22 protein-coding genes are annotated in these 24,629 nt (G+C 34.7%); 14 read left to right on the top strand and 8 right to left on the bottom strand.

The genetic code is table 11. The features are described from left to right. A complete protein-coding gene (locus tag CDIMF43_RS08370) occupies positions 1 to 879 on the top strand; it encodes an aldose 1-epimerase family protein (RefSeq protein WP_109842361.1) in 879 nt (292 codons plus the stop codon). A gap of 48 nt (positions 880 to 927) precedes the next feature. Here the strand turns inward: CDIMF43_RS08370 and plsY are convergent, their stop codons facing one another. Continuing rightward, entirely contained in the window at positions 928 to 1,536 is a 609-nt protein-coding gene (gene plsY, locus CDIMF43_RS08365; RefSeq protein ID WP_269845361.1) for a glycerol-3-phosphate 1-O-acyltransferase PlsY, read from the bottom strand. Between the two features lie 387 nt (positions 1,537 to 1,923). Here plsY and parE point away from each other — a divergent pair, with 387 nt between their 5' ends. From parE to CDIMF43_RS08305, 12 genes are all read left to right on the top strand, one after another. Next, positions 1,924 to 3,951, top strand: a complete 2,028-nt coding sequence (parE, locus tag CDIMF43_RS08360) for a DNA topoisomerase IV subunit B (RefSeq protein ID WP_034569676.1) — start codon at positions 1,924 to 1,926, stop codon at positions 3,949 to 3,951. Further along, entirely contained in the window at positions 3,941 to 6,409 is a 2,469-nt protein-coding gene (parC, locus tag CDIMF43_RS08355) for a DNA topoisomerase IV subunit A (RefSeq protein WP_074402728.1), read from the top strand. Before parE ends, parC begins: the two co-directional genes overlap by 11 nt. 419 nt (positions 6,410 to 6,828) lie before the next feature. Then, positions 6,829 to 9,075: a formate C-acetyltransferase gene (gene pflB, locus CDIMF43_RS08350; RefSeq protein ID WP_074402729.1), complete on the top strand. Its 2,247-nt coding sequence runs from the start codon at positions 6,829 to 6,831 to the stop codon at positions 9,073 to 9,075. Positions 9,076 to 9,139: 64 nt separating this feature from the next. Beyond that, on the top strand, positions 9,140 to 9,898 hold the full coding sequence (gene pflA, locus CDIMF43_RS08345) for a pyruvate formate-lyase-activating protein (protein ID WP_074402730.1): 759 nt from the start codon (positions 9,140 to 9,142) through the stop codon (positions 9,896 to 9,898). A gap of 106 nt (positions 9,899 to 10,004) precedes the next feature. Further along, a complete protein-coding gene (locus CDIMF43_RS08340; protein WP_074402731.1) occupies positions 10,005 to 10,958 on the top strand; it encodes a LysR family transcriptional regulator in 954 nt (317 codons plus the stop codon). Between the two features lie 53 nt (positions 10,959 to 11,011). Further along, positions 11,012 to 11,926 carry a manganese-dependent inorganic pyrophosphatase gene (locus CDIMF43_RS08335; RefSeq protein WP_109841742.1) on the top strand — a complete coding sequence of 305 codons (915 nt, stop codon included), beginning with the start codon at positions 11,012 to 11,014 and terminating at the stop codon, positions 11,924 to 11,926. A gap of 136 nt (positions 11,927 to 12,062) precedes the next feature. Beyond that, on the top strand, positions 12,063 to 13,811 hold the full coding sequence (locus tag CDIMF43_RS08330) for a sensor histidine kinase (protein WP_109841741.1): 1,749 nt from the start codon (positions 12,063 to 12,065) through the stop codon (positions 13,809 to 13,811). 4 nt (positions 13,812 to 13,815) lie between these two features. Next, positions 13,816 to 14,547, top strand: coding sequence for a LytTR family transcriptional regulator DNA-binding domain-containing protein (locus tag CDIMF43_RS08325; protein ID WP_109841740.1), 732 nt, complete (start codon positions 13,816 to 13,818; stop codon positions 14,545 to 14,547). Positions 14,548 to 14,712: 165 nt separating this feature from the next. Then, the gene (gene lrgA / locus CDIMF43_RS08320) at positions 14,713 to 15,156 is read left to right on the top strand and encodes an antiholin-like murein hydrolase modulator LrgA (protein ID WP_109841739.1); all 444 of its coding nucleotides are present in this window, start codon (positions 14,713 to 14,715) and stop codon (positions 15,154 to 15,156) included. Position 15,157: 1 nt separating this feature from the next. After that, a complete protein-coding gene (gene lrgB / locus CDIMF43_RS08315; protein ID WP_109841738.1) occupies positions 15,158 to 15,841 on the top strand; it encodes an antiholin-like protein LrgB in 684 nt (227 codons plus the stop codon). A gap of 181 nt (positions 15,842 to 16,022) precedes the next feature. Next, positions 16,023 to 16,952, top strand: coding sequence for a hypothetical protein (locus CDIMF43_RS08310; RefSeq protein WP_109841737.1), 930 nt, complete (start codon positions 16,023 to 16,025; stop codon positions 16,950 to 16,952). A 453-nt stretch (positions 16,953 to 17,405) separates the two neighbouring features. After that, entirely contained in the window at positions 17,406 to 18,374 is a 969-nt protein-coding gene (locus CDIMF43_RS08305; RefSeq protein ID WP_109841736.1) for a SpaA isopeptide-forming pilin-related protein, read from the top strand. A 336-nt stretch (positions 18,375 to 18,710) separates the two neighbouring features. Here CDIMF43_RS08305 and CDIMF43_RS08300 read toward each other — a convergent pair whose 3' ends face one another. Further along, a complete protein-coding gene (locus CDIMF43_RS08300; RefSeq protein WP_074402737.1) occupies positions 18,711 to 19,310 on the bottom strand; it encodes a disulfide bond formation protein B in 600 nt (199 codons plus the stop codon). A gap of 379 nt (positions 19,311 to 19,689) precedes the next feature. On the opposite strand from CDIMF43_RS08300, the gene CDIMF43_RS08295 reads away from it, so the two are divergent. Further along, positions 19,690 to 20,097, top strand: coding sequence for a VOC family protein (locus tag CDIMF43_RS08295; protein WP_109841735.1), 408 nt, complete (start codon positions 19,690 to 19,692; stop codon positions 20,095 to 20,097). A gap of 124 nt (positions 20,098 to 20,221) precedes the next feature. Here the strand turns inward: CDIMF43_RS08295 and CDIMF43_RS08290 are convergent, their stop codons facing one another. The 6 genes from CDIMF43_RS08290 to CDIMF43_RS08265 form a co-directional block, all read right to left on the bottom strand. Then, on the bottom strand, positions 20,222 to 20,809 hold the full coding sequence (locus CDIMF43_RS08290) for an ECF transporter S component (protein ID WP_109841734.1): 588 nt from the start codon (positions 20,807 to 20,809) through the stop codon (positions 20,222 to 20,224). 85 nt (positions 20,810 to 20,894) lie between these two features. After that, positions 20,895 to 21,491 carry an ECF transporter S component gene (locus tag CDIMF43_RS08285; protein WP_074402740.1) on the bottom strand — a complete coding sequence of 199 codons (597 nt, stop codon included), beginning with the start codon at positions 21,489 to 21,491 and terminating at the stop codon, positions 20,895 to 20,897. Between the two features lie 51 nt (positions 21,492 to 21,542). Continuing rightward, complete coding sequence (locus tag CDIMF43_RS08280) at positions 21,543 to 22,403, bottom strand: LD-carboxypeptidase (RefSeq protein ID WP_109841733.1); 861 nt, start codon at positions 22,401 to 22,403, stop codon at positions 21,543 to 21,545. Between the two features lie 87 nt (positions 22,404 to 22,490). Further along, positions 22,491 to 23,009, bottom strand: coding sequence for a type 1 glutamine amidotransferase domain-containing protein (locus CDIMF43_RS08275; protein WP_109841732.1), 519 nt, complete (start codon positions 23,007 to 23,009; stop codon positions 22,491 to 22,493). 126 nt (positions 23,010 to 23,135) lie between these two features. After that, positions 23,136 to 24,065 carry an LCP family protein gene (locus CDIMF43_RS08270; protein ID WP_109841731.1) on the bottom strand — a complete coding sequence of 310 codons (930 nt, stop codon included), beginning with the start codon at positions 24,063 to 24,065 and terminating at the stop codon, positions 23,136 to 23,138. Between the two features lie 120 nt (positions 24,066 to 24,185). Then, positions 24,186 to 24,614, bottom strand: a complete 429-nt coding sequence (locus CDIMF43_RS08265) for a MarR family winged helix-turn-helix transcriptional regulator (RefSeq protein ID WP_109841730.1) — start codon at positions 24,612 to 24,614, stop codon at positions 24,186 to 24,188. Positions 24,615 to 24,629 lie beyond the last annotated feature (15 nt).

The following is a 24,629-nucleotide window of genomic DNA, read 5'->3' as shown; positions in this document are numbered from 1 at the left end:
ATCATGATCAAACTTGAAAATGAGACATTAACCGTTACTATTTTAACTAAAGGCGCAGAACTTACCAGTATTAAAAGAAAAGACAACAAGATTGAGTATTTATGGCAAGCAGATCCCAAATACTGGGGGAGACATGCTCCTGTTCTTTTCCCATTTGTTGGACGTTTAAAAGAAGACCGCTACGAAGTGGATGGAAAAACATACCCAATGGGTCAACACGGATTTGCACGAGATTGTGAATTTGAAATAATGCATCAAACAGCTAGCACCGTGACATTGAAATTGTCAGATAGTCCAAGTACTAAAGAGCGCTACCCCTATGCGTTTCATTTGCTGATTACGTATACTTTAGCTGACAATACTGTGACAACAGCCTATCGCGTTGAAAATCCTGCTTCTGATAAGTCGCTTTATTTTTCAATTGGCGCACACCCTGGATTTAATATTCCATTAACAACGGATACGATATTTGAAGACTATTATTTTTCTTTTTCACCAAGAAAAACCAGAACAACGATTCCGTTGTCAGGAGCATATTTAAATACACCATGTAAAACATTGGCTCAAACGAATACCGATATTGCGTTGACCCGTAGTTTATTCGATAATGATGCAATGATTTATGAAACGAAAGGTGAAAATATTTTTACCATTAAATCTGAAAAAACAGAACATTCTGTAGCTGTTCGATTCGTTGACTTTCCGTATGTGGGCATTTGGTCGCCACCTCAAACGGACGCTCCTTTTGTTTGCATCGAACCATGGTTTGGAATTGCAGATGATATGAATGCTACCGGAAAGATTGAAGAAAAATTAGGCATGCAAACATTGGCTCCTCAAAAATCATTTGAAGCAGCTTTTGAAATAACTGTAAATTAATAAAAAACCTCTTATCGATTGAATGGTTCAATCGATAAGAGGTTTTTGCTAGTTTTTAGTTGTTTTCTTATAGCCTAAGCCAAAAGGTACTTTATTTTCAGTGCCATTTTTAATGCGTTTAATATTGTCTTTATGCCGATACGTAATGAAAAATAATAAAATAAAAGCAATGGTTGTTAAAATCCAATCGTGATATACGAGACTAAGTGGGGCAATAATCAACATTCCTAACATACTTGATAGGCTCACCATTCGAGTCAGGTAAATCAGTGTGACAAATAGGCAAGCACAGATAATAAAATATTGTGGATTATAAGCTAGCAATGTACCAGCGCTTGTCGCAACGGCTTTGCCACCTTTAAATTCAGCAAAAATTGGAAATGTATGACCAATAATGGCGCCTAGTCCAATAATCAATGGGTTAATGTCACTATGAAAGAAATAAGGCAAACTTGCAGCCAACGTTCCTTTTAAAATATCCATCGCTAAAACGATTGTTCCAGCCGTTTTCCCTAAAACGCGGTACGTATTCGTTGTTCCAGAATTGCCACTACCAAATTGGCGAATGTCTTTTTTATAAAATAATTTTCCAATCCAGACACCAGACGGAATCGAACCTAATAAATAGGCGATAACAAACATAATTATGATTTTCAGCAAATGAATTCGCTCCTTATAACTTCAAAATATCCTTCACTCGCAATATTTTAGCATTTTAGCGTAGTCTTTACTAGTTAAATTACTGAAATTCACGATTTAGATTTGCTTTTTTCAAAAGAATGCGTTAGATTAAAGAAGCAGTTCATGTTAGATGAACGTATAAAAACACTGTGCTTTATCCTTATTTTGAAATGGAAATTTAAATCAAATTACATAAAAACTGAAAATAAAAGTTTTCTCAAATAAAGCGAACGTATTTTCGATAGTTTAGTAAAAAAGATGATTTTCGCTTTCCATTGCTTGAAAGATAGAGTATCATTGTGTAGATGCGCCACTTATACAAGTAATATGCGCCTATTTTCTATGGTCTAAGGAGTTTTGAGAATGCCCAAAAAAATAAATATGGAATACAACGACGAAGCAATCCAAGTTCTAGAAGGACTGGAAGCGGTCAGAAAACGCCCAGGTATGTACATCGGTTCAACCGATAGTAGAGGGTTGCATCACTTAGTCTATGAAATTGTAGACAATTCAGTAGACGAAGCTTTATCCGGTTATGGAACTGAAATTACTGTGACGTTACACAAGGACAATAGTGTCAGCGTTAAGGATAATGGACGTGGCATGCCAGTTGGAATGCATGCTTCAGGCATCCCAACCGTACAAGTAATTTTTACTGTACTACATGCGGGAGGAAAGTTTGGACAAGGTGGTTATAAAACGTCAGGTGGACTTCACGGTGTGGGTGCCAGCGTTGTAAATGCTCTATCAGAATGGCTAACTGTTACCATCGTTCGTGATGGTGTGATGTATCAACAAAAATTTAAAAATGGCGGAATTCCCGCAGATACATTAAAAAAAGTTAAAACCACAAAAGAAAAAAATGGAACAATCGTACATTTTAAACCAGATGAAACTATTTTCTCGACAGTTAAGTATTCATACGATATTTTATCTGAACGTTTAAGAGAATCTGCATTCTTATTAAAAGGTTTAAAAATTGAACTAATTGATGAGCGCACTGAAAAACAAGAGATTTTCCATTACGAAGAAGGCATCAAAGAATTTGTTGAGTATTTAAATGAAGAAAAAGATACATTAAATCCAGTTGCTTATTTTTCTGGCGAAAACAACCAAATCGAAGTTGAATTTGCTTTTCAATACAATGATGGCTATTCAGAAAATATCTTGTCCTTCGTTAATAATGTGCGTACAAAAGATGGTGGGACTCACGAATCGGGTATGAAAGCATCTTTAACAAAAGCCTTTAATGAATATGCTCGCAAAGTAAGTTTATTAAAAGAAAAAGATAAAAACTTAGAAGGAAGCGACTTTAGAGAAGGCTTAGCGGCCATCATTTCTGTGCGTATCCCTGAAGATCTTCTTCAATTTGAAGGACAAACAAAGGGCAAGCTAGGTACTCCGCAAGCTAGAGCTGCTGTTGATGCCGTGATTGGGGAACAACTTGGTTTCTATTTAATTGAAAATGGCGAAGTCAGTCAAATGTTGGTTCGTAAAGCCATTAAGGCGAGAGAAGCCAGAGACGCGGCGAGAAAAGCCAGAGAAGAAAGTCGTAACGGGAAAAAACGTAAAAAGAATGAATCACTTTTATCAGGGAAATTAACGCCTGCACAAAGCAAAAATCCAAAACGGAATGAAATCTACCTAGTCGAAGGAGACTCAGCCGGAGGTTCTGCTAAACAAGGCCGTGATCGTAAATTCCAAGCGATTTTACCTTTACGTGGAAAAGTAATTAATACTGAAAAAGCGAAGCTACAAGACATTCTAAAAAATGAAGAAATCAATACCATGATCTATACAATCGGTGCAGGTGTTGGTCCTGAATTTGATTTAGCAGACTGTAACTATGACAAAGTCATCATTATGACCGATGCGGATACTGATGGTGCTCATATTCAAGTGCTGTTATTGACGTTCTTTTATCGTTATATGAAACCGCTGATTGAAGCTGGAAAAGTCTATATCGCATTACCGCCTTTATACAAACTGTCAAAAGGAACCGGTAAAAAAGAAGTGATTGAATACGCTTGGACAGATGAAGAATTAGAAGCTAAGACCAAAACCTTTGGTAAAGGATATATTTTACAACGTTACAAAGGACTTGGTGAAATGAACGCTGACCAATTATGGGAAACGACGATGGATCCAGAAACAAGAACTTTAATTCGTGTTCGAATTGACGACGCTGCTCAAGCAGAACGTCGTGTTTCCACCTTGATGGGAGACAAAGTAGAACCACGTCGTAAGTGGATTGAATCCCACGTTGAATTCTCATTAGAAGAAGGCGGAAGTATCTTAGAAAATAATCAAATGATGGATTCACTTGAACCAGAAATTGAGCAAGTTGAATTATTAGATGAGCTAGAAGGAAGTGGCGAAAATGGAGATTAGATCGGATATTCAGGAATTAACCCTGGAAGAAGTGATGGGGGATCGTTTTGGTAGGTACTCTAAATATATTATCCAAGAACGTGCACTCCCAGACATTCGCGACGGTTTAAAACCCGTTCAAAGACGAATTTTATACGCGATGAATGTTGAAGGCAATACTGCAGAAAAAGGGTTTAGAAAATCTGCTAAAACAGTCGGAAATGTTATTGGGAATTATCATCCACATGGAGATTCTAGTGTTTATGAAGCAATGGTTCGCTTAAGTCAAGATTGGAAATTACGCGAAGTTTTAATTGAAATGCACGGGAATAACGGAAGTATGGATGGCGATCCTCCAGCTGCGATGCGTTATACAGAAGCCCGTCTTTCTAAAATTTCGGCGGAACTTTTAAAAGATATTGACAAAGAGACGGTAGATTTTGTATTAAACTTTGATGACACGGACGAAGAGCCAACTGTTTTACCGGCTCGTTACCCAAACCTTTTGGTTAATGGAGCTACTGGTATTTCAGCCGGATATGCAACGGATATTCCTTCTCATAACTTAGGTGAAGTAATTGACGCAACTATTCATTTGATTGATAATCGCTCAGCAAGTGTGGCAGATTTAATGAAGTATTTAAAAGGCCCTGATTTTGCAACTGGTGGAATTTTACAAGGTTTGGATGGTATCAAACAAGCTTATGAAACGGGTAAAGGCAAAGTGATTGTGCGCTCTAAAACACATTTTGAAGATTTGCGTGGTGGCAAACAACAAATTGTTATTAGCGAAATCCCTTATGAAGTGAATAAAGCTGTCCTTGTGAAAAAAATGGACGAAATTCGTTTAAATAAAAAAATTGATGGCATTGCAGAAGTTCGTGATGAATCCGATCGAACAGGCTTGCAAATTGTTGTTGAATTAAAAAAAGAAGCAAATGCTGAGGGAATTTTAAACTATCTCTTAAAAAATACCGATTTACAAGTTTCTTATAACTTTAATATGGTAGCAATCGATAAAAAACGCCCACAACAAGTGGGAATTGTTCGTATGCTTACAGCGTATATTGATCATCAAATTGAAGTCTTAACTAGAAGAACGACTTTCAATTTAAACAAAGCTCAATCAAGACAACACATTGTTGAAGGTTTAATCAAAGCTCTTTCAATTCTAGATAAAGTAATTGAAACGATTCGTAGCAGTACGGATAAAAAAAATGCGAAAGAAAATTTAATCACAGCTTTTGATTTTTCAGAATTACAAGCTGAAGCGATTGTTTCCTTGCAGTTATACCGTTTGACGAATACAGATATTACCGCACTTGAAAAAGAAGCGAAAGAATTAGCAACAACCATTAGCCAATTGACAAAAATTTTAAAAGACCCTTCTGAAATGGCTCGTGTCATGAAAGAAGAATTAACGGAAATCAAGACAAAATTCGCGAATCCTAGAAAAACAGTTATTCAAAATGAAATTGAAGAACTGAAAATTGATACCGAAGTTTTAGTGGCGCAAGAAGAAGTAATGGTCTCTGTTACAAAAGAAGGCTATTTAAAACGCAGTAGTTTACGTTCTTACAGTGCTTCGAAGCCAGAAGAACTAGGTATTAAGGATACTGACTTCCCTATCTTTGTGAAGCAAATGAACACCTTAAATCACGTTTTAATGTTTACAAGCAAAGGAAACTTGATTTATCGTCCAGTCCATGAAATCACAGATTTACGTTGGAAAGATATTGGGGAGCATATTTCTCAAACAATTGGTTTAGCGGTTGACGAAACTATCGTTAAAACCGTTGGATTAGTGGACTTTCTTCCAGAAGCAACCTTTACTTTTATTACCAAAGATGGAATGATCAAACAAACAGCAGCCAAAGACTTTATTGCTGGCCGTGGTTATAAAACGAAAGCTTCCGTTGCGATTAAGTTAAAACAAGCAACAGATGAATTAGTGAATGTTATTTACTCAACGGACACTGCCAATCAAGATGTTTTCCTAGCAACGAACCGTGGTTTTGGTTTAAGATACCCAGTTACTGAAGTTCCTGTTGTAGGTGCAAAAGCAGCGGGGGTTAAAGCCATTAATCTTAAAGACGGAGATAGCGTAATAGGCGGATTGCTGATTAATCGTAATCAAGCTAAAACTGACGTCATGATGATTACTCAACGTGGCAGTGTGAAGAAAATGAATCTTAGCGATTTTGACACATTAGGTCGAGCAAAACGTGGGCTGATGGTTCTAAGAGAACTTAAGAAAATGCCCCATCGTCTTGTTGCAATGGTTGAAGTAACGAAAGAAACTGAAATTGTTATCCAGACGACAAAAGATAAAGAGATTTTATTAAGTAGTCAAAACTATCAAGTAAGTGATCGCTACTCAAATGGCTCATTTGTTTTGGATGAATCAGTGGATGGGGAGCCTGTGCTTGTTCAAGTAGTCTTACCGTATCCAGTAGTATCAAAAGATGCGCCAAAATAAAAATAGAAAGTGTCAAATTAAGAAGAAATTCTGAGTTTGGCGCTTTTTTTTTGTATAAAAATTAGTTCAAAGATGAACTTGATCGACTCATCTGTATTATTTTTTCTTTATTATATGAGGATAAACGCGCTCTATTATAGTACAGATAAAGAGTGTTAAGTGTAACAGAGAACAAAAAAAAGAGGGAGAATTATAAAATAAACAGAAAGTTAAATAACTATTTCACATACTTATAACGTTGTTAAATTAACATTTATACGTATTTTAACTAGATAAAACGAAAGTTTGTAAAATAAATACGAATAAAAACCTTGTTTTTTTAAATCGGCGTGTTATACTGTCTTTGTAAGAACTGTTACATTTAGTTAAAAGTTCATTAAAAAACAAAAAAACAGTTATCATAGGAGGCTCATTTTATTATGGAACAATGGAATGGATTTAAAGGCGAAAAATGGAGAACATCGGTTAACACAAGAGATTTCATCCAAGCAAACTACACAGAGTACACAGGCGACGATTCATTTTTAGAGCCAATCGCACCAAGTACTGACAAACTATGGACTAAATTGCAAGAATTATTCGATGTGCAACACGAAAAAAACGGTGTTTACGACATGGATCGCAATATTCCTGCAACAATTACCTCACACAAACCAGGCTATTTAATTAAAGAAGAAGAAAAAATCGTTGGATTACAAACAGATGTACCTTTGAAACAAGCATTCATGCCTTTTGGCGGAATCAACATGGCCAACAACGCATTGAAAGCAAATGGATACGAAGTTGACGACGAAATGACAAATATCTTTACTGATTGGCGTAAAACGCATAACCAAGGTGTATTCGATGCTTACACTCCTGAAATGCGTGCCGCTCGTAAAAACAAAATCATTACGGGTTTACCAGATGCTTATGGCCGTGGCCGTATCATCGGTGACTACCGTCGTATCGCTTTATACGGTATTGATTTCTTAATGAAAGAAAAAGCTAAGGATCATGCAAATACTGGGAATAAAGTAATGACAGATGACGTTATTCGTTTACGTGAAGAAATTTCAGAACAATACAGAGCATTAGGTCAACTTAAAGAAATGGCAGCTTCATATGGTTTTGATATCTCTAAACCAGCAAAAAATGCTAGAGAAGCCATCCAATGGTTATACTTTGGTTACCTTGCAGCAATCAAATCTCAAAATGGAGCAGCAATGTCAATTGGACGTATCTCAGCATTCTTAGATATCTATATCCAACGTGATTTAGAAGCTGGCTTAATTACTGAATTTGAAGCACAAGAATTAATTGACCACTTAATTATGAAATTACGTATGGTTAAATTTGCTCGTACACCTGATTACAACCAATTGTTCTCTGGTTACCCAATCTGGGCAACATTATCAATTGCTGGTATGGGATTAGATGGCCGTTCATTAGTTACTAAAAATGACTTCCGTATTCTTCATACATTAACAAATATGGGACCTTCTCCAGAACCTAACTTAACTGTTTTATATTCTTCTAAAGAACCAGTTGGATTCAGAACATTTGCAGCTAAAATTGCAAAAGAAAGTTCTTCAATCCAATTTGAAAATGATGATTTGTTACGTGCTAACTGGGGATCAGATGACTGTGCAATCGCATGTTGTGTATCTGCAACAGTAGTTGGTAAAGACATGCAATTCTTTGGAGCTCGTGCAAACTTAGCTAAAGCGGTTCTTTACGCAATCAATGGTGGCGTAGATGAAATGACTAAAGCACAAGTTGGACCTAAATTTAGACCAATGACTGGTGATAAATTAGACTACAACGAATTTATTGATCGTTATAAAGATATTATGGATTGGTTAGCAGAATTGTATGTAAATACATTAAACGTTATCCACTACATGCATGATAAATATGCTTATGAAGCACCTCAATTAGCTTTAATGGATAGCAACTTGAAACGTACTTTTGCAACTGGTATTGCAGGTATTTCTCATGCTGCTGATAGCTTAATGGCAATCAAACATGGTAACGTTGAAGTTATCCGTGATGAAAATGGGTTAGCAATTGATTACAAACCAACTCAAGAGTTCCCAACTTACGGAAACGATCAAGAAGAAGCAGATGCAACAGCTAACTGGATTCTTGATTACTTCATGACACAAATCAAACGTCAACACACTTACCGTAACTCAACACCAACAACATCATTGTTAACAATTACTTCAAACGTTGTTTATGGTAAAGCTACTGGGAATACTCCAGATGGACGTCGTGCTGGTAAACCTTTAGCACCAGGAGCAAATCCATCTTATCAAGATGGCGCATTCTTAGGTGAAAAGAACGGATTATTAGCTTCACTTAATTCAACAGCTCGCTTAAACTATGGTTGTGCATTAGATGGGATTTCAAATACTCAAACAATCAACCCAACTGGTTTAGGTAAAGATGAAGAAACTAGAATTGACAACTTACGTAACGTAATGGATGGGTACTTCGATAACAGCGGCTACCATTTAAACGTGAACGTATTTACAAATGAATTATTATTAGATGCTCAAGCGCATCCAGAAAAATATCCAAACTTAACCATTCGTGTATCTGGTTATGCGGTTAAATTCCGTGACTTAACTCCAGAACAACAAGCGGATGTTATTGCAAGAACTTCACACGATCATCTATAATTAAATTAGATAAAAAGAGGTGGCAGTCGTCATCTCTTTTTATTCAAAGAAATGAGGAGCAGTTATGACACAAGCTGTAATAGGTAATATTCATTCAACTGAAAATTTTGGTACGGTGGATGGACCCGGTGTTCGTTTTATCGTCTTTACACAAGGGTGTCGGATGCGTTGTCAATTTTGTCACAATCCGGATACTTGGAAAATTGGCGGTGGCAAAGAACGTTCGACAGACGATATTCTTGCAGAAGCTTTACGTTATAAAACGTACTGGGGAAAAGATGGCGGTATAACAGTCAGTGGTGGAGAACCGTTATTGCAAATGGAATTTTTAATTGATTTGTTTAAAAAAGCCAAAGCAGCAGGTGTGCATACAACCCTTGATTCATGCGGAAAACCTTTTACCCGTGAAGAACCTTTCTTTAGCCAATTTGAAGAACTGATGAAGTATACTGATTTAATTTTATTTGATATTAAGCATATTGACGATGAACAACATAAAGTGCTAACTAGTTTAGGAAATTCTAATATTTTAGAAATGGCGAAGTATCTATCTGAAATTAATCAACCTGTTTGGATCAGACACGTTTTGGTTCCGCAAAGAACCGATTATGATGAGTATTTAATTCGTTTATCTGATTTTATTAAAACACTTTCTAATGTTCAAAAAGTCGAAGTATTGCCTTATCACACAATGGGGTTATATAAGTATCAAGAATTAGGCATTCCTTATCCATTAGAAGGAATTGAAACGCCTGCAACAGAACGAGTAGAAAACGCGAAGAAAATTTTACAAACAGCGGACTATACAGGCTATTTAAATTAACATATAAGTAAAAAATAATGAAGAGAGCAACTTTTTGTTGCTCTTTTTCTATTTTTTGATTATGATAAGATTAGTTATTATCATTAATCCTAAAGGAGAATACTTTATGAAAACAAAGTCGGATAATATTTTTTCATCCAAAACTTTAAATTACTTTCTACAGCTTGCTGAAACGATGAATTATACGCAAGCAGCTCAATTACTTGGAATTACTCAACCTGCTTTAACGCAACAGATTAAAAAATTAGAACGTATTGCTGGAGCACCTCTATTTTATTCAGTTGGAAAAAAATTACATTTATCGGATGCTGGGAAAACCATGTTGCGTACGACACATGAAGTCTATGATATTTTAAATGCCGCAACGGATGAGATTCAACAGACAACCAGCGCAACCATCGGAAAAATCAGAATTGGCTTATTGTCATCTATTGAAGATAAAGTATTCACTAACTTTATTATTGATTACTATCATGAAAATCCCGACGTGGAAATAACACTGTTAATGCTATCTCGTAAAGAAATATGGGAAAAATTAGAAAACAACAAAATTGATCTTGCAATTATGTACTTACCTGATGAAAGCATTAAAAATTGGAAACCCTATAAATCTAAAAAAATTATGGAAGAAGAAATCCTTTTCTTACATCATGATGAAGCTCTTTCAAAAAAGAAAAAAATCAAAATGAAAGATACAACAGGAAATCGTTGGGTGACTTATCCTGAATCTTACTATATGAATGAAGTCATTAAAGAAAGTTACAAAAATCAATTAGCTGATTTACCTGAAGTTGCGGGCCAATACACAACACCTTCTCAGCTTTATAAATTTAGTAATGCGACTGAATGTTACACAGCCTTACCAAATTCTTACGTTAAAGCTCATGAGCGTGAGGCAGAGCTTCAAGCCATCCCTTTTGATCCAGCGATTAAGTTTAAAATGGCCTTTGTTTATCGAAGCGATAAGGATCAAATTCCACGTATTGAAAACTTTTTAAGCAGTTTTGATGCCCACTTAATTGAATCTGATTACAATTCACGCTTGAAATCAGAGGACTAATCGGTTAAATTTAAGAAGTAGTGCTATTAATGAATTTAAAGGAGATTTTTTATATGAGTAATGTGTTAATTTTTGGGCATTTGAATCCAGATACAGATGCCATCACATCCGCAATTTCATTTGCGTATTTACAAAAGCAATTAGGTGTGGAAGCTGAAGCCGTTGTGCTAGGAAATGTTAGTGAAGAAACAGCCTTTGCTTTAAACTATTTTAATGTAGCAGCACCACGAGTAGTTGAAACCGTTGCAAATGAAACCAATCAAGTAATGTTAGTGGATCACAATGAGTTTCAACAAAGTGTCTCAGATATTCGTGAAGTTGAAGTGTTGGCAGTAGTAGATCACCACCGTATCGCAAACTTTGAAACAGCAAACCCTTTGTATTACCGTGCTGAGCCAGTTGGCTGTACCAATACAATCATTTTGAAAATGTACAAAGAACATCAAATCACTATTCCAAAAGAAATTGCTGGTTTAATGGCTTCTGCGATCATTTCAGACAGCTTATTGTTTAAATCCCCTACTTGTACCCAAGAAGATATTGCAGCTGCTAAAGAGCTTGCTACGATCGCTGAGATCGATTTAGAAACCTATGGCTTGGATTTATTAAAAGCAGGAACTAACTTAGCAGATAAATCAGCAGCTGACTTATTAAATATGGATGCTAAAAGTTTCCCAATGGGGGATAAAAATGTTCGTATCGCGCAAGTCAATACAGTCGATATCAATGATGTTTTTATCAAACAACCAGATTTAGAAGCCGCTATGAAAAAAGAAGATTTTGACTTATTTATCTTAGTGGTAACCAATATTTTAGATAGCGATTCGGTTATCTTAGCAGTTGGGGAGCCTATTTCCGCTGTTGAAAAAGCCTTTAATGTTACTTTAGAAAATAATAAAGCTCTATTAAAAGGTGTTGTATCACGTAAAAAACAAGTTGTTCCTCAATTAACAGAAGCTTTAAGTTAATTAAAAAAAGTCCCTACTAGTTTTTAGTAGGGACTTCTTTTTAGTTAAGAGGTAATTATATAAGTAATCGTACAATTGCTTATTTCTTATAAATCATGATAAACTAAATAGAACGCTTTATGAAAGGACGTAATCGATGTTTAATTTATTTATTATGATGATGGAACGAGTAGGTTTAATTATTTTACTTGCTTATTTATTAGTAAATGTGAGATACTTTAAAACAATTTTATTGAATCGAGAATGGTTGAGTTCCAAGTTTCAATTAATGGCTGTTTTTACTTTATTTGCTATTATTTCTAATTTTACAGGTGTTGAAATCACAGAAAATAAAATTATTTCTACTGATTTTTTGACGGTTCTATCGGATAATGCTTCCATTGCCAACACTCGAACATTAGCGATTGGCGTTTCAGGATTGATTGGAGGGCCGTTTGTTGGAATAGGAGTCGGATTGATTGCTGGGATGCATCGCGTCATACAGGGTGGGGGAACTTCCTTATTTTATTTGTTCTCATCTAGTTTAGTTGGTATTTTTTCCGGCTTAGTAGGTGCTCATTTTTCAAGGGAAAATCAATTTCCTTCTCCTTTACAAGCAGCCGGGATTGGGGCACTAATGGAGTTAGTTCAAATGCTTTTTGTTTTTATTTTTAGCGGAACAGTTGCTGAAGGATGGCTATTAGTAAAATTTATTGCCTTTCCAATGGTTTTGTTAAACAGCATAGGGACCTTTATTTTCTTATCTATTATTACCTCGACACTTAAACAAGAAGAACAAATGAGGGCAGTTCAAACCCATGATGTTCTCGAATTGGCAGCAAAAACGCTCCCTTATTTCAGAGAAGGGCTAACAGAAAATTCGTGTCGTGAAGTAGCCAAGATTATAAAAAAATACACAAAAGTAGCCGCTATTAGTATGACAGATACGCATCAAATTTTAGCTCATGTAGGTGCTGGAAGTGATCACCATATTCCTGAATTAGAAGTAATCACCGAACTTTCAAGAGATGTTTTAAAAACTGGCCAACTGGCCATTGCCAAATCAAAAAATCAAATAGGCTGTAGCAATCCTACTTGTCAGTTAAGTGCGGCAATTGTTATTCCATTAACCTCAAAAGAGGAGGTTGTAGGCACCTTAAAAATGTACTTTACGGATCCAACAAAATTAACCCATGTGGAAGAACAGTTGGCAGAGGGACTAGGTGCTATTTTTTCAAGTCAATTGGAGCTAGGTGAAGCAGAAATTCAATCAAAATTATTAAAAGATGCTGAAATTAAATCGTTGCAAGCTCAAGTGAACCCACATTTTTTCTTTAATGCCATGAATACGATCTCCGCTCTAATGAGACAAAATTCAGAACAGGCTAGGGTCTTACTACTTCAATTAAGCACCTATTTTAGAGCGAATTTACAAGGAGCTAGACAAGTGTTAATTCCCTTAACCGCTGAATTAAAACATGTGGAAGCCTATCTATCACTAGAACAAGCACGTTTTCCACAACGCTACCAAGTAAATTTTAAGATTGATTCGGATTTAGATGCCTTGTTATTGCCTCCATTTTTGCTACAAGTTTTAGTCGAAAATGCGATTCATCATGCATTTGGAAATCGAAAAGTAGATAACCAAATAGTGGTGCAGTTAACAAAGCAAGTCCATACTGTGGCAATCGAGGTTCGCGATAATGGAATTGGAATTTCAGCAGATCGTTTAGAAAAAATTGGGAAAGAGGCAATCGAGTCAGAAAAGGGAACTGGAACGGCCTTAGACAACTTAAATAAACGTTTGGTTGGCTTATTTGGTTCAGCATCACAGTTGCATTTTTTTCAAAATGAAACAGGTGGTACAACCGTGTTATTAACTATTCCCATTGAAGAGGAGCGGTAAAAAGATGCGTATATTAATTGTTGATGATGAACCATTAGCTCGCGATGAGTTAGCCTACTTAGTTGAACTACACGGTCATGTAGAATCAATTGACAAAGCAGAATCGATTGAAGAAGCTTTAGAAAAAATGGTCAATCAAAAACCGGATTTAGTCTTTCTTGATATTCATTTGACAGACGAAAGTGGATTTGACTTGGCTGAAAAATTCAAAAGAATGCAGCATCCTCCACAAATTGTATTTGCAACAGCATATGATGAGTATGCATTAAAAGCGTTTGAAGTAGATGCGATTGATTATATTTTAAAACCGTTTGAAGCAGAACGTGTGGAGCAAGCAGTAGAAAAGGCGTGTTTAAAATTAACCAATTCAACAAAAGAAACAACACATTTACAGGAAAAAGAGGGGAGGGAAACGTTAGCTGTACAGGTAGAGGAGCGTATTTTTATCCTGAGCGTGGCGGATATTTTATATGTAAGTGTAGACAATGGGGCTAGCCATATTTTTACAACAGATCAACAGTATGATACAAGTGAAACATTGACTCATTTGGCCAATAGATTGGACTCCAATCGTTTCTTTAAAACGCATCGTAGCTTTATTGTAAATCGTGAAGCTATTCAAGAAATTCAACCTTGGTTTAATCATACGTATCAGATTACGGTTAAGAATGGGGATAAGATTCCCGTAAGTCGATCTTATGTTAAACAGCTTAAGGAGCAAATTGGATTAAGTTAAATCAAAAGAGAAGTCAATTGGACTTCTCTTTTTTGTTTACGGTCAGTCAGCTAGTGATTTTGGTAACTCAGCTTAACATACTGTCATTTCAGCGTTGAAAGCGTACACAAACCTTTGAAATTAGTATAATAAACCTATCAAAAGAACGTGAGGGAGCGATAAGATATGGAAACTAAGAAAATTTATTCCTTTTTACAACAAGCTTTTGTTTTTGCACTTATTATGTTACTAGCCAACTTTATTGTGGGAGTGTTACCATTTCCAATGCCGGCTTCAGTCATGGGGTTAATTTTATTATTTATTGCACTCTGTTTAAAAATTGTTAAATTAGAACAAGTAGAGGCATTAGGAACTAGTTTAACTGGATTGATTAGCTTTTTGTTTGTTCCATCTGGTATTTCTGTTATAAATTCTTTGGGAATTATGGGTCAATATGGACTACAGATTGTTTTGATTATTATTATTGCAACTACGATTTTATTAGCCATTACTGGTTGGACAGCAACTGCGTTATTGAATTTAAAAAAGAAACAAACATTTTCTTGGAACGGATTGAAACGGCGTCTTTCCGTTAAGAAACACTCTAAAAAATTAGAAGAGGTGAATTAGAATGACTCCTTATTTTGGTATTATTGTCTCAATGGGTGCATTTGGAATAGGTACTTTTTTATTTAAAAAATCAAAAGGATTCTTTTTATTTACGCCATTATTTGTAGCAATGGTGTTAGGGATTCTCTTTTTAAAAGTAGGTCATTTTAGTTATGAAGAGTATAGCAGCGGAGGAAAAATGATCAGTTTCTTTTTAGAGCCTGCAACCATCGCTTTTGCAATTCCTCTATATAAACAAGTAGATGTGTTGAAAAAATATTGGGTACAAATTGTTTCAGCAATCATTGTCGGTTCATTTGGTTCCGTAGTTGTTGTGTATCTTTTATCAGGTGTCATTCATGTCGATCATTCCATTATGGCCTCACTGTTGCCAGAAGCGTCAACTACAGCAATTGCAGTCCCTTTATCAGAATCAATTGGAGGCATTGCTGCAATTACATCTTTTGCTGTTATTTTTAACGCGGTAATTGTCTATGCCTTAGGACGTTTTTTATTAGAAAAATTCAACATTAAAAATCCGATTGCACGAGGTTTGGCATTAGGAGCAAGTGGACATGCTTTAGGAGTTGCTGTTGGAATTGAATTGGGTGAAGTTGAAGCTGCGATGGCAAGTATTGCGGTTGTTGTAGTAGGGGTTGTAACAGTTATTGTTGTACCCGCATTTGCTGTTTTTATTGGACTATAATGGTCTTGAATAGAAATTAGTTCATTTAATTATTAAATAAAATATAGAGTAACTTGCATAAATAGAGTATACTTAAAGGGCGTTATATAGATTAAAGTAAGTATATTCTATTTATATTCCCTTTAAACTTATACTGTTATTTCCATCTGAAAATTTAGTAATAAAAAGGAGAAAAATGCTCATGAAAAAAAAAGAAAAGTCGAGAGTGGAAAAGAAAACAAAACGTACTAAGAAACAATTTATTTACCTAGGATTGGCAATTGTGGTTGTGGCACTTGGAGCAATTATCATCAATTTATATACTGGACAAAGTAGCAGTGATAGTAATAAAACAAGCACTGAAAAAAGTAGTAGTCAACAAAAAAAAGTATCCTTTGAAAAATCAAAAACATCAAAAAATAATAAAAAAGATGGCAAAAAGAATGCTGCGTCTGATTCAGTAGCAAATGAATCAACATCCAGCGAATCAAAAAATGAGTCTGATATAACGAAGTCATCGAATGAAAGTGTTCAGAAAAAAGAAAATTCTAATTCTTCAAGTAGTAGTAAGAGCTCAGGGAAAGTCTATACAGAAGCAGAAAAACAAAGCATAGGCAATCAATTTATTGAGTGGGCAGACGGGCGCGCGAAAATTGGTGGTATGGCAGTTAATGGAAATTATTTTAATCATGGAGCTAGTGGGATTGGGGATTGGTATGCAATTTCACCTGATGGGTACATTCAAGTACAACAACAAGATTTAGAAGGCAAACCAGGATATGATCATTTTCCAATTCATTCTTTAGGAGGAGTTATTTTTTATTATTCAAATTTTGGTACAACTGGAAATACGAATGAAGTTGATAATCCTGAAAATAACCCATCTACTGCAACTGGATTTAGTGTAGTTGCCAATGGTGAAAAACCCATCATTAAATATCTCTTAGGCGATAACGGGGTAGTCTATGAAACTGCTAGTAATGGAGCCTTTTCTGACTGCTTTTACGTTGCAGATAATACGGGTAATCTGACTGCACTATATGAACCTAATACTCAAAAATCCTTTAAAGTATCTGAGGATAAAGACGCACAACAAAAGTTAAAAGAAATTCTTACAACATACACGAATTAACATAAGAAAAATAACTGACTAGTTAACTGTAGAAAACTAACCTAGAAAAGTGTGACCACACAAAAACATCGCTCGTTGAATTCGATTAAAACGAATTGGAGAAGCGATGTTTTTTTAATTGAAACCAAAGAAATAGTTAAAATGATAAATTTTAGTGCTAAAAAGTACAATTAATTTGGGAACGATGCGGAGAGAAGATGGGAGGATTTAGGAAAAAGTGGACACACATTAGGAGTCCCAGGTAGGTATTGCCCTTACATAGAGATATAGTGATCCTTTATCCATTATTGTGTTAAGTTTTTTTATACAAAATCCACTGAACTATATAAGATAGTTCAGTGGATTTTTGATTTTTATATTTTTGATTACAGAAAAAAAATTCCATAAAAGATAACTATCAACTATGATAGTTCAAAAATTAACCCTACTGAAGCTAATGGGTATACTTTTACAGTGAAATTTAGAACGCCATTGTTTACGGATCATTCCAAAGTACCTGAGAATTTAGATTTTAAAGTAAATTTAAACGTTAATGGTGAGATTGTTAGTGAGGATTTATCTCCTTCAATTACAATTCCTCATATAACTGGGAAACCTATATTTACTAAGTATAGTAATTCTTCATCCGTAACCGTAAACAATGAAAAACAATACATTATGTCTAAGGATAAACCAGAAACTAATAATTTTGGAGAATTAAAAGCTGGTACAATTGTGACAGATCCATTGCCCGTGAATACAAGTTATTTAGCAACTCAGAAACACGATGATTTTTCAGATGCTACCTATGATTTGATAAAAAATACCATTTCTTACACGTTATTAAAAGATATTCCTCCTGGAGAGAGCAGAGATATTGAGTTCACCGTTGATTACGATGATTCTAATGCACAAATTGGTCCATCTGTAGTGAATAAAGCTAGTTATACCTATGCAGGTACTGACATATATAGTAATGATGCCACTACTTTAATTTCTGGATCTGCCGAATTACAAAAACTTGATAAAGAAAACAACAATCCACTAGAGGGAGCACATTTTAAAATTGTTGACAGTTTTGGCAACTTAATTGTCGATAACTTAGTTACTGACTCTAACGGAATAGTTCGTGCTGGTTTGTTAAAACCTGGGAACTATTCATTTATTGAAACTAGAGCTCCTGAAGGTTATGTCCTAGATCCAAAACCAAATGATTTTTCGGTATCAGAAGGTCAAACAGTAGCAATTAAGCTCATGATGTATAATGAGAAAGAAATACCAGTTAAGCCCGTAGATCCAATTAAACCAATTGATCCAGTAAATCCAGTTAAACCATTAGAACCAATTGGTCCAGCTAAACCAGTGAATCCAACAAAACCAATACAACTAGTTGATGTTAGTAAAGCTGAAAATCAGAAACAATCAATTAAGTCAAAAAAATAAAAAAATAATCTTCCTAAAACAGGTGAGAGTAAAAATGAAAAAATTTTTAAAGCAACCACGATAGGAATTATTTTTGACTAGTTTTGTACTGTTTTATAATAAAAGATTAGAAAAGGGCAAGTTTTAAGCTTGTGAGATGATTTTGTTATCTTGATAATACTTTGAATAATATATATTATGTAAACTAGAATTAAAAACTTTTTGCAAGGTAAGGAATCGCGTCCTTACCTTGTTTGAGTTTTAAATAAAATGATTTCTCAGATTAGTCACATCCTTATTCGGTCTAAAACATAAAAAAAGAACTAAATTCCATTCGGAATTTAGTTCTTTTTGGAATTATCTAAACAACTCATAATAAATTGGGTCATCTGGTAGTTTAAAATTAAAACCTAATTCAGCAACAATTGCTAAGAAAATAACTGCAACCGTAAATAAAAATACATATAAGACAATTTTGATTCCAAAATCAATTATTTTGTTCGGTTTAGTATTAAGTGGCATTAAGTTATCTGAAAATAGCAACATGATAGCTGCGTAGATAATGACGATGACAAAGGTAATAAATGACCATGTATAAAAATGGTAACCTAGAAATACTCCACCGTATCCAGTGTCGTTGGGACCAATATGCAGCAATATTTGTCTTGCTGAAAATACCATTCCTAAAAGGGCGCTGATGATTGAGATACCATGTCCAATCATATATTTTTGGAGATCTAACTCCCCTCTTTCTCTATTTATAAGAATGTAAATAGGACCTAAACAAACTAATAACATTGAATAACGTTGCAATACACATAACGGACAAGGCAACTCATGTAATAAAAATTGTGCACTTAAACTTCCCCATAAAACAAGGAGAAAGGCTCCTACAACTGCTGTATTCGCTAATAAGCCTAGCAATGAACCGTATTTCTTTAATAAATTCTGAATCATATTATTCTCTCCTTATCTTATAATGATATGTTTAGTGCGTTTGTAGCATGTAGGAAATAAAGTACTACACACAGTAGACAAATAATGGCCCATAATCCTATAATCTTAAAATTTGTTATTTTTTTCACAATGAGTAAGAAAAATAAGATTAAAATCAGCAATGTAATTAGAATATCCAAAAGATCACTCCTTTCATAATTACAAATATAACATAAATAATTATGTTTTTTGAAATATTTTAATTATATTTGTAATTTCTCATTCGTTCATTTTTATTATTTCCTTTTATTTTAATTTTATAACCATGTGAGAAAGCGTTTTAATGGACTTTTGACGTTGCTTCTTGTATCGTTTAGCTATCTGAAAGGAGTGATTGAAGATGATGGAACAAAAGAATAAACTGGCAACTTTTTTAACTTTTAAAGGAAATGCTGAAGAAGCAATGAATTTTTATGTTTCTCTCTTTCCAAATGATGCGAAAATCCATTCGCTTGTTAAATTTGAAGAAGGTCAAAATGGCCCTCTTGGAAAAGTATTGAACGGGACATTCGAAATAAAAGGACATTCATTGATGGTAATGGATATGGATCCTCAATACCCACCAGATTTTAGTTGGGCAATGTCTTTACTTATTTTATGCAATGATGAGGCGCAATTTGATTCTCTTTTTAGCTCACTCTCTAATAAAGGATCTGTAATGATGGGTCCAGAAGCTGTTCCTCCAATGCGAAAAGTTGCTTGGATTACCGATCAATTTGGCCTTACTTGGCAACTTGTATGGTCATAAGTTGATTAAATTTTCCGACGTTCCATTCATTTAACCATAAAATAACCATAAAAAAACACCTCCATTTTCTTCATTTTACATGAATTGAATGGAGGTGTTTTTTTATTTCTAAATTTATTTAGTTTTAATTTCGGCTAAACTTTTTTAAAGATTTAGCAATAAAAGGAGCAATCACACCCGCAGCAATGGCTTCTGCTACCCCATTTGTTAAAACAATGGTACCTAAGAACTTAACTAAATTTGACATATCCACTTTCATTGCAGTAGCGTAGTCTTCTTTATAAAAAACATAAATGAAAAACAACACTAAAATTGTATTCGTTAACGAAGCTAAAACAGAGGCAATCGTCATGGCTGTTGTTGTTTTCAAACGCTTCTTCAGCTTAAAGAAAACATACCCTGCTACAAAACCGACTAAAATTCTTGGTACGATTGAAATCACCGGATTGGTAAAAAGTAATAAATCTAATGGGCTACTTGGCATAATAAAGGCTTTTATCAAACGAATAACACCCCACACTGCTCCGACAATCATACCATCTTTTACTCCTAGAGTTAAGGCTGCTACAATTACTGTAATATGGATAATGGTAGGATTTAAAGGTGGAATTGGGATATAACCTAAAAATGGCACAAAATTTTGAATCAATATAATTCCTGTTAAAATTCCTAAAATTGCAATACGATAAGTTTTATTGGGACGATTTTGCATAAAAGGTTCACTCTCCGAATATCAATTACATCTCGACGAGCAAGATGCTTTTAAAAGAATAGCATGCTTTTTTATTTCTGACAAATTAATTTTTAGTAGGAACAAATCGTTTTAGTGCTTTTGCAACGATAGGAGCAATAATCCCTGCAGCAACAGCTTCCGCTAATCCGCTAGTAATGATAATAATTCCCATAATACCAATTAACTTCCCTTGATCAACATTTAGGAAACTTGCGTATTCCCCACGGTAAAATAGGTAAATGAACAACAATACAAAAATGGTATTCGTTAATGAGGCTAATACGGATGAAATAATCATTGAGAAGCTATCCAATAATTTCGTTTTTTTGAGTAACTGATACACATATCCAGCAACAAAACCCACTAATATTCTAGGAACAATCGCAATAACAGGATTTGTGAAAAATAAAATATCTAATGGGCTTGTAGGTGTTGTAAAGGCACGAATAATACAAGCAACGCCCCACACTAGACCTAAAATCATCCCGTTTTTATACCCCAATGTTAACGCCGCAATAATAACGGTAATGTGGATAATCGTAGGATTAATTGGCGGAATCGGAATATAGCCTACAACCGGCACAAAATTTTGAATCAGCACAATAGCTGTTAGCATCCCTAAAATTGCAATTTGATAGGTTTTTTTTGATTGATTTAACATAGTCTTCCTACTCTCTTTTATTTTTTAAAGAATAGCATGTTTTAAAGAGATTCACAACGCTTTTGATCGTGTTCCAATGAAAATAGGCTTTGAAATGCTAGAATGCCCCACTTCTTCAGTTTGGGCAACAAAAAAAGAATAGTGAGACATATACGATAAAATCAATTCTTTCAATTGATAAAGTTGTTGTTTTTCCTTTAGCTCAGTAAACTCGCCTAACAATAGGCCTTTACAATCTTCTAAATAACCAATTTGTTCTAATTGTGCAAAATAACTGCTAATAGTAGTGATGTCGCCACTACGAGCTTCTAGCAATAACCATGTGCCTTTGACGGAAGGTAAAAAGGGTGTGCCAGCTAATTTTAATAAACAGCGAATATTTCCACCAATCAAGGATTCATCTAGCGCTATTTTGTCGACTGTTCCCCAGGTTAAATTTATCCCAACTGATTTATTTTCAATAAATACTTGTGAAAAATACTCTTCTTGTAAATCAGCCTCTTTGCCTACTAGGTTTAATAATTGATAGTTATAACCAGGTACACCAGTTTTATGAAAAATTGCATTTATTAAAACAGTTAAGTCACTGTAACCAACAAAGGGTTTATTTGATTTTTGAATGCAGTTAAAATCTAATAAAGGCAGCAATTCGTTTGCTACGTCTCCACCTGATAAATCAAAAATCATTTTAACAGTCGAATCCATGTAGAGCTTCATTAATGCGTTGCTTCGTTCTTGTTTGGTACCACTAAAGAGCGAAGAGGGTTTTTGGTAAAGTGTACTCGCTTCTATCGTTTGAATACCGAATTGATGGTTTAATTTTGTTTTTAAAGCTTCAATTAATGGACGCTCTGCTTGTGATTTCCCATTTGAACAAGCAATTAATCCGATTGAATCGCCAATTTTTAACATCTTCTCACCTACTTCTATTGTTCATTTTACCATTTTTATGGTTTTCTTCCTATAAAAAAAAAGCCCCAGTTTAACTGAGACTTTTTTTTAGTCAAATGCTGCTAAGAAATGAATCATGTATTCTGGCAAATCAGGTGGTCTACGGCTTGAAATGATATGTCCGTCGGTAATTGCCGGAGTATCGTGCCAAATTGCCCCTGCATTCGTTAAATCGTCCTTAATACCAGGTGTGCTGGTAACATTGATGCCTGTTAGAATCCCTGCTGAAGCAAGCACCCATCCCGCATGACAAATTTGTCCAATTGGTTGTTGTTTCGTATTAAAATGTTGGACGAATTCAATTACTTTTGGAAAACGTCTCAATTTATCAGGTGCCCAACCACCTGGAACTAAAATTCCAGCATAGTCCGCTAAGTCAATTTCTTCAAATGCGTAATCACTAGTTGCTGGAACGCCATATTTTCCGATATAGGTGTGGTTTTTTTCTTCTCCAACCAAATGCACGATTCCACCGGCCTCTCTCACACGCATAACCGGATACCATAATTCTAAATCTTCAAAATCATCACTAACTAACGCAATAATTATTTTATTTTTTACTGTCAATGGGATGCCCTCCTAAAATAGATTACCCTCAGTTTAACAGTGAATGGATTCCTCTGTAAACTTATTTGCTTTTATAAAAAAAGCCTTGCAGCTATTAGACTAATTTCTAACAGTGCAAGGAACTTTTTAATCTTCTAAAAATTTATTTAATTCTGTTTTATTTTTGGCTGTATTAATTTCAAGAACGCTTCCTGCATGTTCGTAGTAGCCATTTTCCCATGATCCTTCAACAGGTAAGGTTAAGGTTTCAATCGGTTTTGTTTTCCCTAATACAAAGTCTGTTCCTGCAGATAGCAACAAGCTACTTGGCAAGTTAGTAACCGAATAGCCTTCGATTTTCCCTAACACACTTGGTAACTTAGTAAGATTTGTGACTTTAACACCTTGTTCAGCAACAGCATTCAATACTTGTTGTTGTCTTCTTACACGTCCAAAGTCACTCTCAGCATCATGTCTAAAGCGAGCGTATTGAAGTAAGGTTTCGCCATCCATTTTTTGAGGTCCTTTTTTAATAGAAGCTTCGATATATTCAGACATATCTTTTTCGGCGTCAATTTGAACACCGTCTGGTAGTAATGTATCAATAATTTTGGGGAAACTATCAAAATCAACAATTACAAAATACTCAATCCCAATGCCAAAGTTTTCGCTGATAGTTTTTCTTAATAATTCAGGTCCGCCGTATGAATAGGCAGCGTTGATTTTATCTTTATCGTGACCGGGGATATCTACATACATATCTCTCATTAGAGAAATTAATTTGGGTTGCTTTGATTTTGAATCGTAATGGGCAATCATTAAAGAATCAGAACGACCTTGGTCATCGCCCCTAGAATCACTCCCAATAAATAAAATATTGACGTCATTTAAATCTTCTGCTTTTTCTCCATTAAAAGTAATATCCGATTTATCAGGTAAATTTTGATCAGATCGAGCTTCTTTCAAGCTATTGCGATAGCTTGCATAAGCAAAGCCGCCTCCTGCTATCAATAAAATTAGTAGGATAAGTACGCTATTTCGAAAAATATGGCGTTTTTTCTTGTGTTGATTTCTCATAGTTTGCCTTCTTTCATCTTTTTTTGTTTTTATAAGTAGTTTCTTTTCATAATCCTTTCTTATTAAAACATAAAGAGATTAAGGAATCTTAAAGGAAATTAAAATATTTTACAATGACTCTTAATTTAACTGAAAAGACCGGTTCATTCTGCCTAATAAAACCATTAATAATTGTTTTTCTTCATTAGACCATAACTGAAAGAGAGTGTCCCATTTTTCATCCAATTGTTGATGGATTTGCTTTTGTAATTCTTGACCATAATCACTTATTTGAACAGTCCTTAAACGACGATCAAGATGTTCAATCTCCATCGCTAAATTTTTTTTGATTAAAGTGTCTACTTGACGGCTTAAAGTTGATTTATCTAAATTTGTGTCATGAGAGAGTTCTTTAATTGTTTTTGGATTACTATCTAGGTGATTCAGCAATGAAAGGGATGATTTTGTTAGAATATGCTTTTTTAACACGTTTGTTTCAAATTGTTTATAGAGCGTATGAAAATCTTCCAATTGCGCTTTAATTTCATTATTTTGAGATTGATTTGGCATGAAATTCCTCCTAAT

The sequence above is a fragment of the Carnobacterium divergens genome (assembly GCF_900258435.1).
In the GTDB taxonomy this organism is placed as follows: domain Bacteria; phylum Bacillota; class Bacilli; order Lactobacillales; family Carnobacteriaceae; genus Carnobacterium; species Carnobacterium divergens_A.
This window is presented reverse-complemented; position numbering and strand designations above follow the sequence as displayed.

Coding starts and splice junctions, on each gene's coding strand:
- parE (WP_034569676.1), top strand. CDS start 1,924: ATGCCCAAAAAAATAAATATGGAATACAACGACGAAGCAATCCAAGTT.
- CDIMF43_RS08340 (WP_074402731.1), top strand. CDS start 10,005: ATGAAAACAAAGTCGGATAATATTTTTTCATCCAAAACTTTAAATTAC.
- CDIMF43_RS08265 (WP_109841730.1), bottom strand. CDS start 24,614: ATGCCAAATCAATCTCAAAATAATGAAATTAAAGCGCAATTGGAAGAT.
- CDIMF43_RS08325 (WP_109841740.1), top strand. CDS start 13,816: ATGCGTATATTAATTGTTGATGATGAACCATTAGCTCGCGATGAGTTA.
- pflA (WP_074402730.1), top strand. CDS start 9,140: ATGACACAAGCTGTAATAGGTAATATTCATTCAACTGAAAATTTTGGT.
- CDIMF43_RS08270 (WP_109841731.1), bottom strand. CDS start 24,065: ATGAGAAATCAACACAAGAAAAAACGCCATATTTTTCGAAATAGCGTA.
- CDIMF43_RS08290 (WP_109841734.1), bottom strand. CDS start 20,809: ATGCAAAATCGTCCCAATAAAACTTATCGTATTGCAATTTTAGGAATT.
- parC (WP_074402728.1), top strand. CDS start 3,941: ATGGAGATTAGATCGGATATTCAGGAATTAACCCTGGAAGAAGTGATG.
- lrgA (WP_109841739.1), top strand. CDS start 14,713: ATGGAAACTAAGAAAATTTATTCCTTTTTACAACAAGCTTTTGTTTTT.
- CDIMF43_RS08280 (WP_109841733.1), bottom strand. CDS start 22,403: ATGTTAAAAATTGGCGATTCAATCGGATTAATTGCTTGTTCAAATGGG.
- CDIMF43_RS08335 (WP_109841742.1), top strand. CDS start 11,012: ATGAGTAATGTGTTAATTTTTGGGCATTTGAATCCAGATACAGATGCC.
- CDIMF43_RS08330 (WP_109841741.1), top strand. CDS start 12,063: ATGTTTAATTTATTTATTATGATGATGGAACGAGTAGGTTTAATTATT.
- CDIMF43_RS08310 (WP_109841737.1), top strand. CDS start 16,023: ATGAAAAAAAAAGAAAAGTCGAGAGTGGAAAAGAAAACAAAACGTACT.
- pflB (WP_074402729.1), top strand. CDS start 6,829: ATGGAACAATGGAATGGATTTAAAGGCGAAAAATGGAGAACATCGGTT.
- CDIMF43_RS08295 (WP_109841735.1), top strand. CDS start 19,690: ATGATGGAACAAAAGAATAAACTGGCAACTTTTTTAACTTTTAAAGGA.
- CDIMF43_RS08285 (WP_074402740.1), bottom strand. CDS start 21,491: ATGTTAAATCAATCAAAAAAAACCTATCAAATTGCAATTTTAGGGATG.
- CDIMF43_RS08300 (WP_074402737.1), bottom strand. CDS start 19,310: ATGATTCAGAATTTATTAAAGAAATACGGTTCATTGCTAGGCTTATTA.
- lrgB (WP_109841738.1), top strand. CDS start 15,158: ATGACTCCTTATTTTGGTATTATTGTCTCAATGGGTGCATTTGGAATA.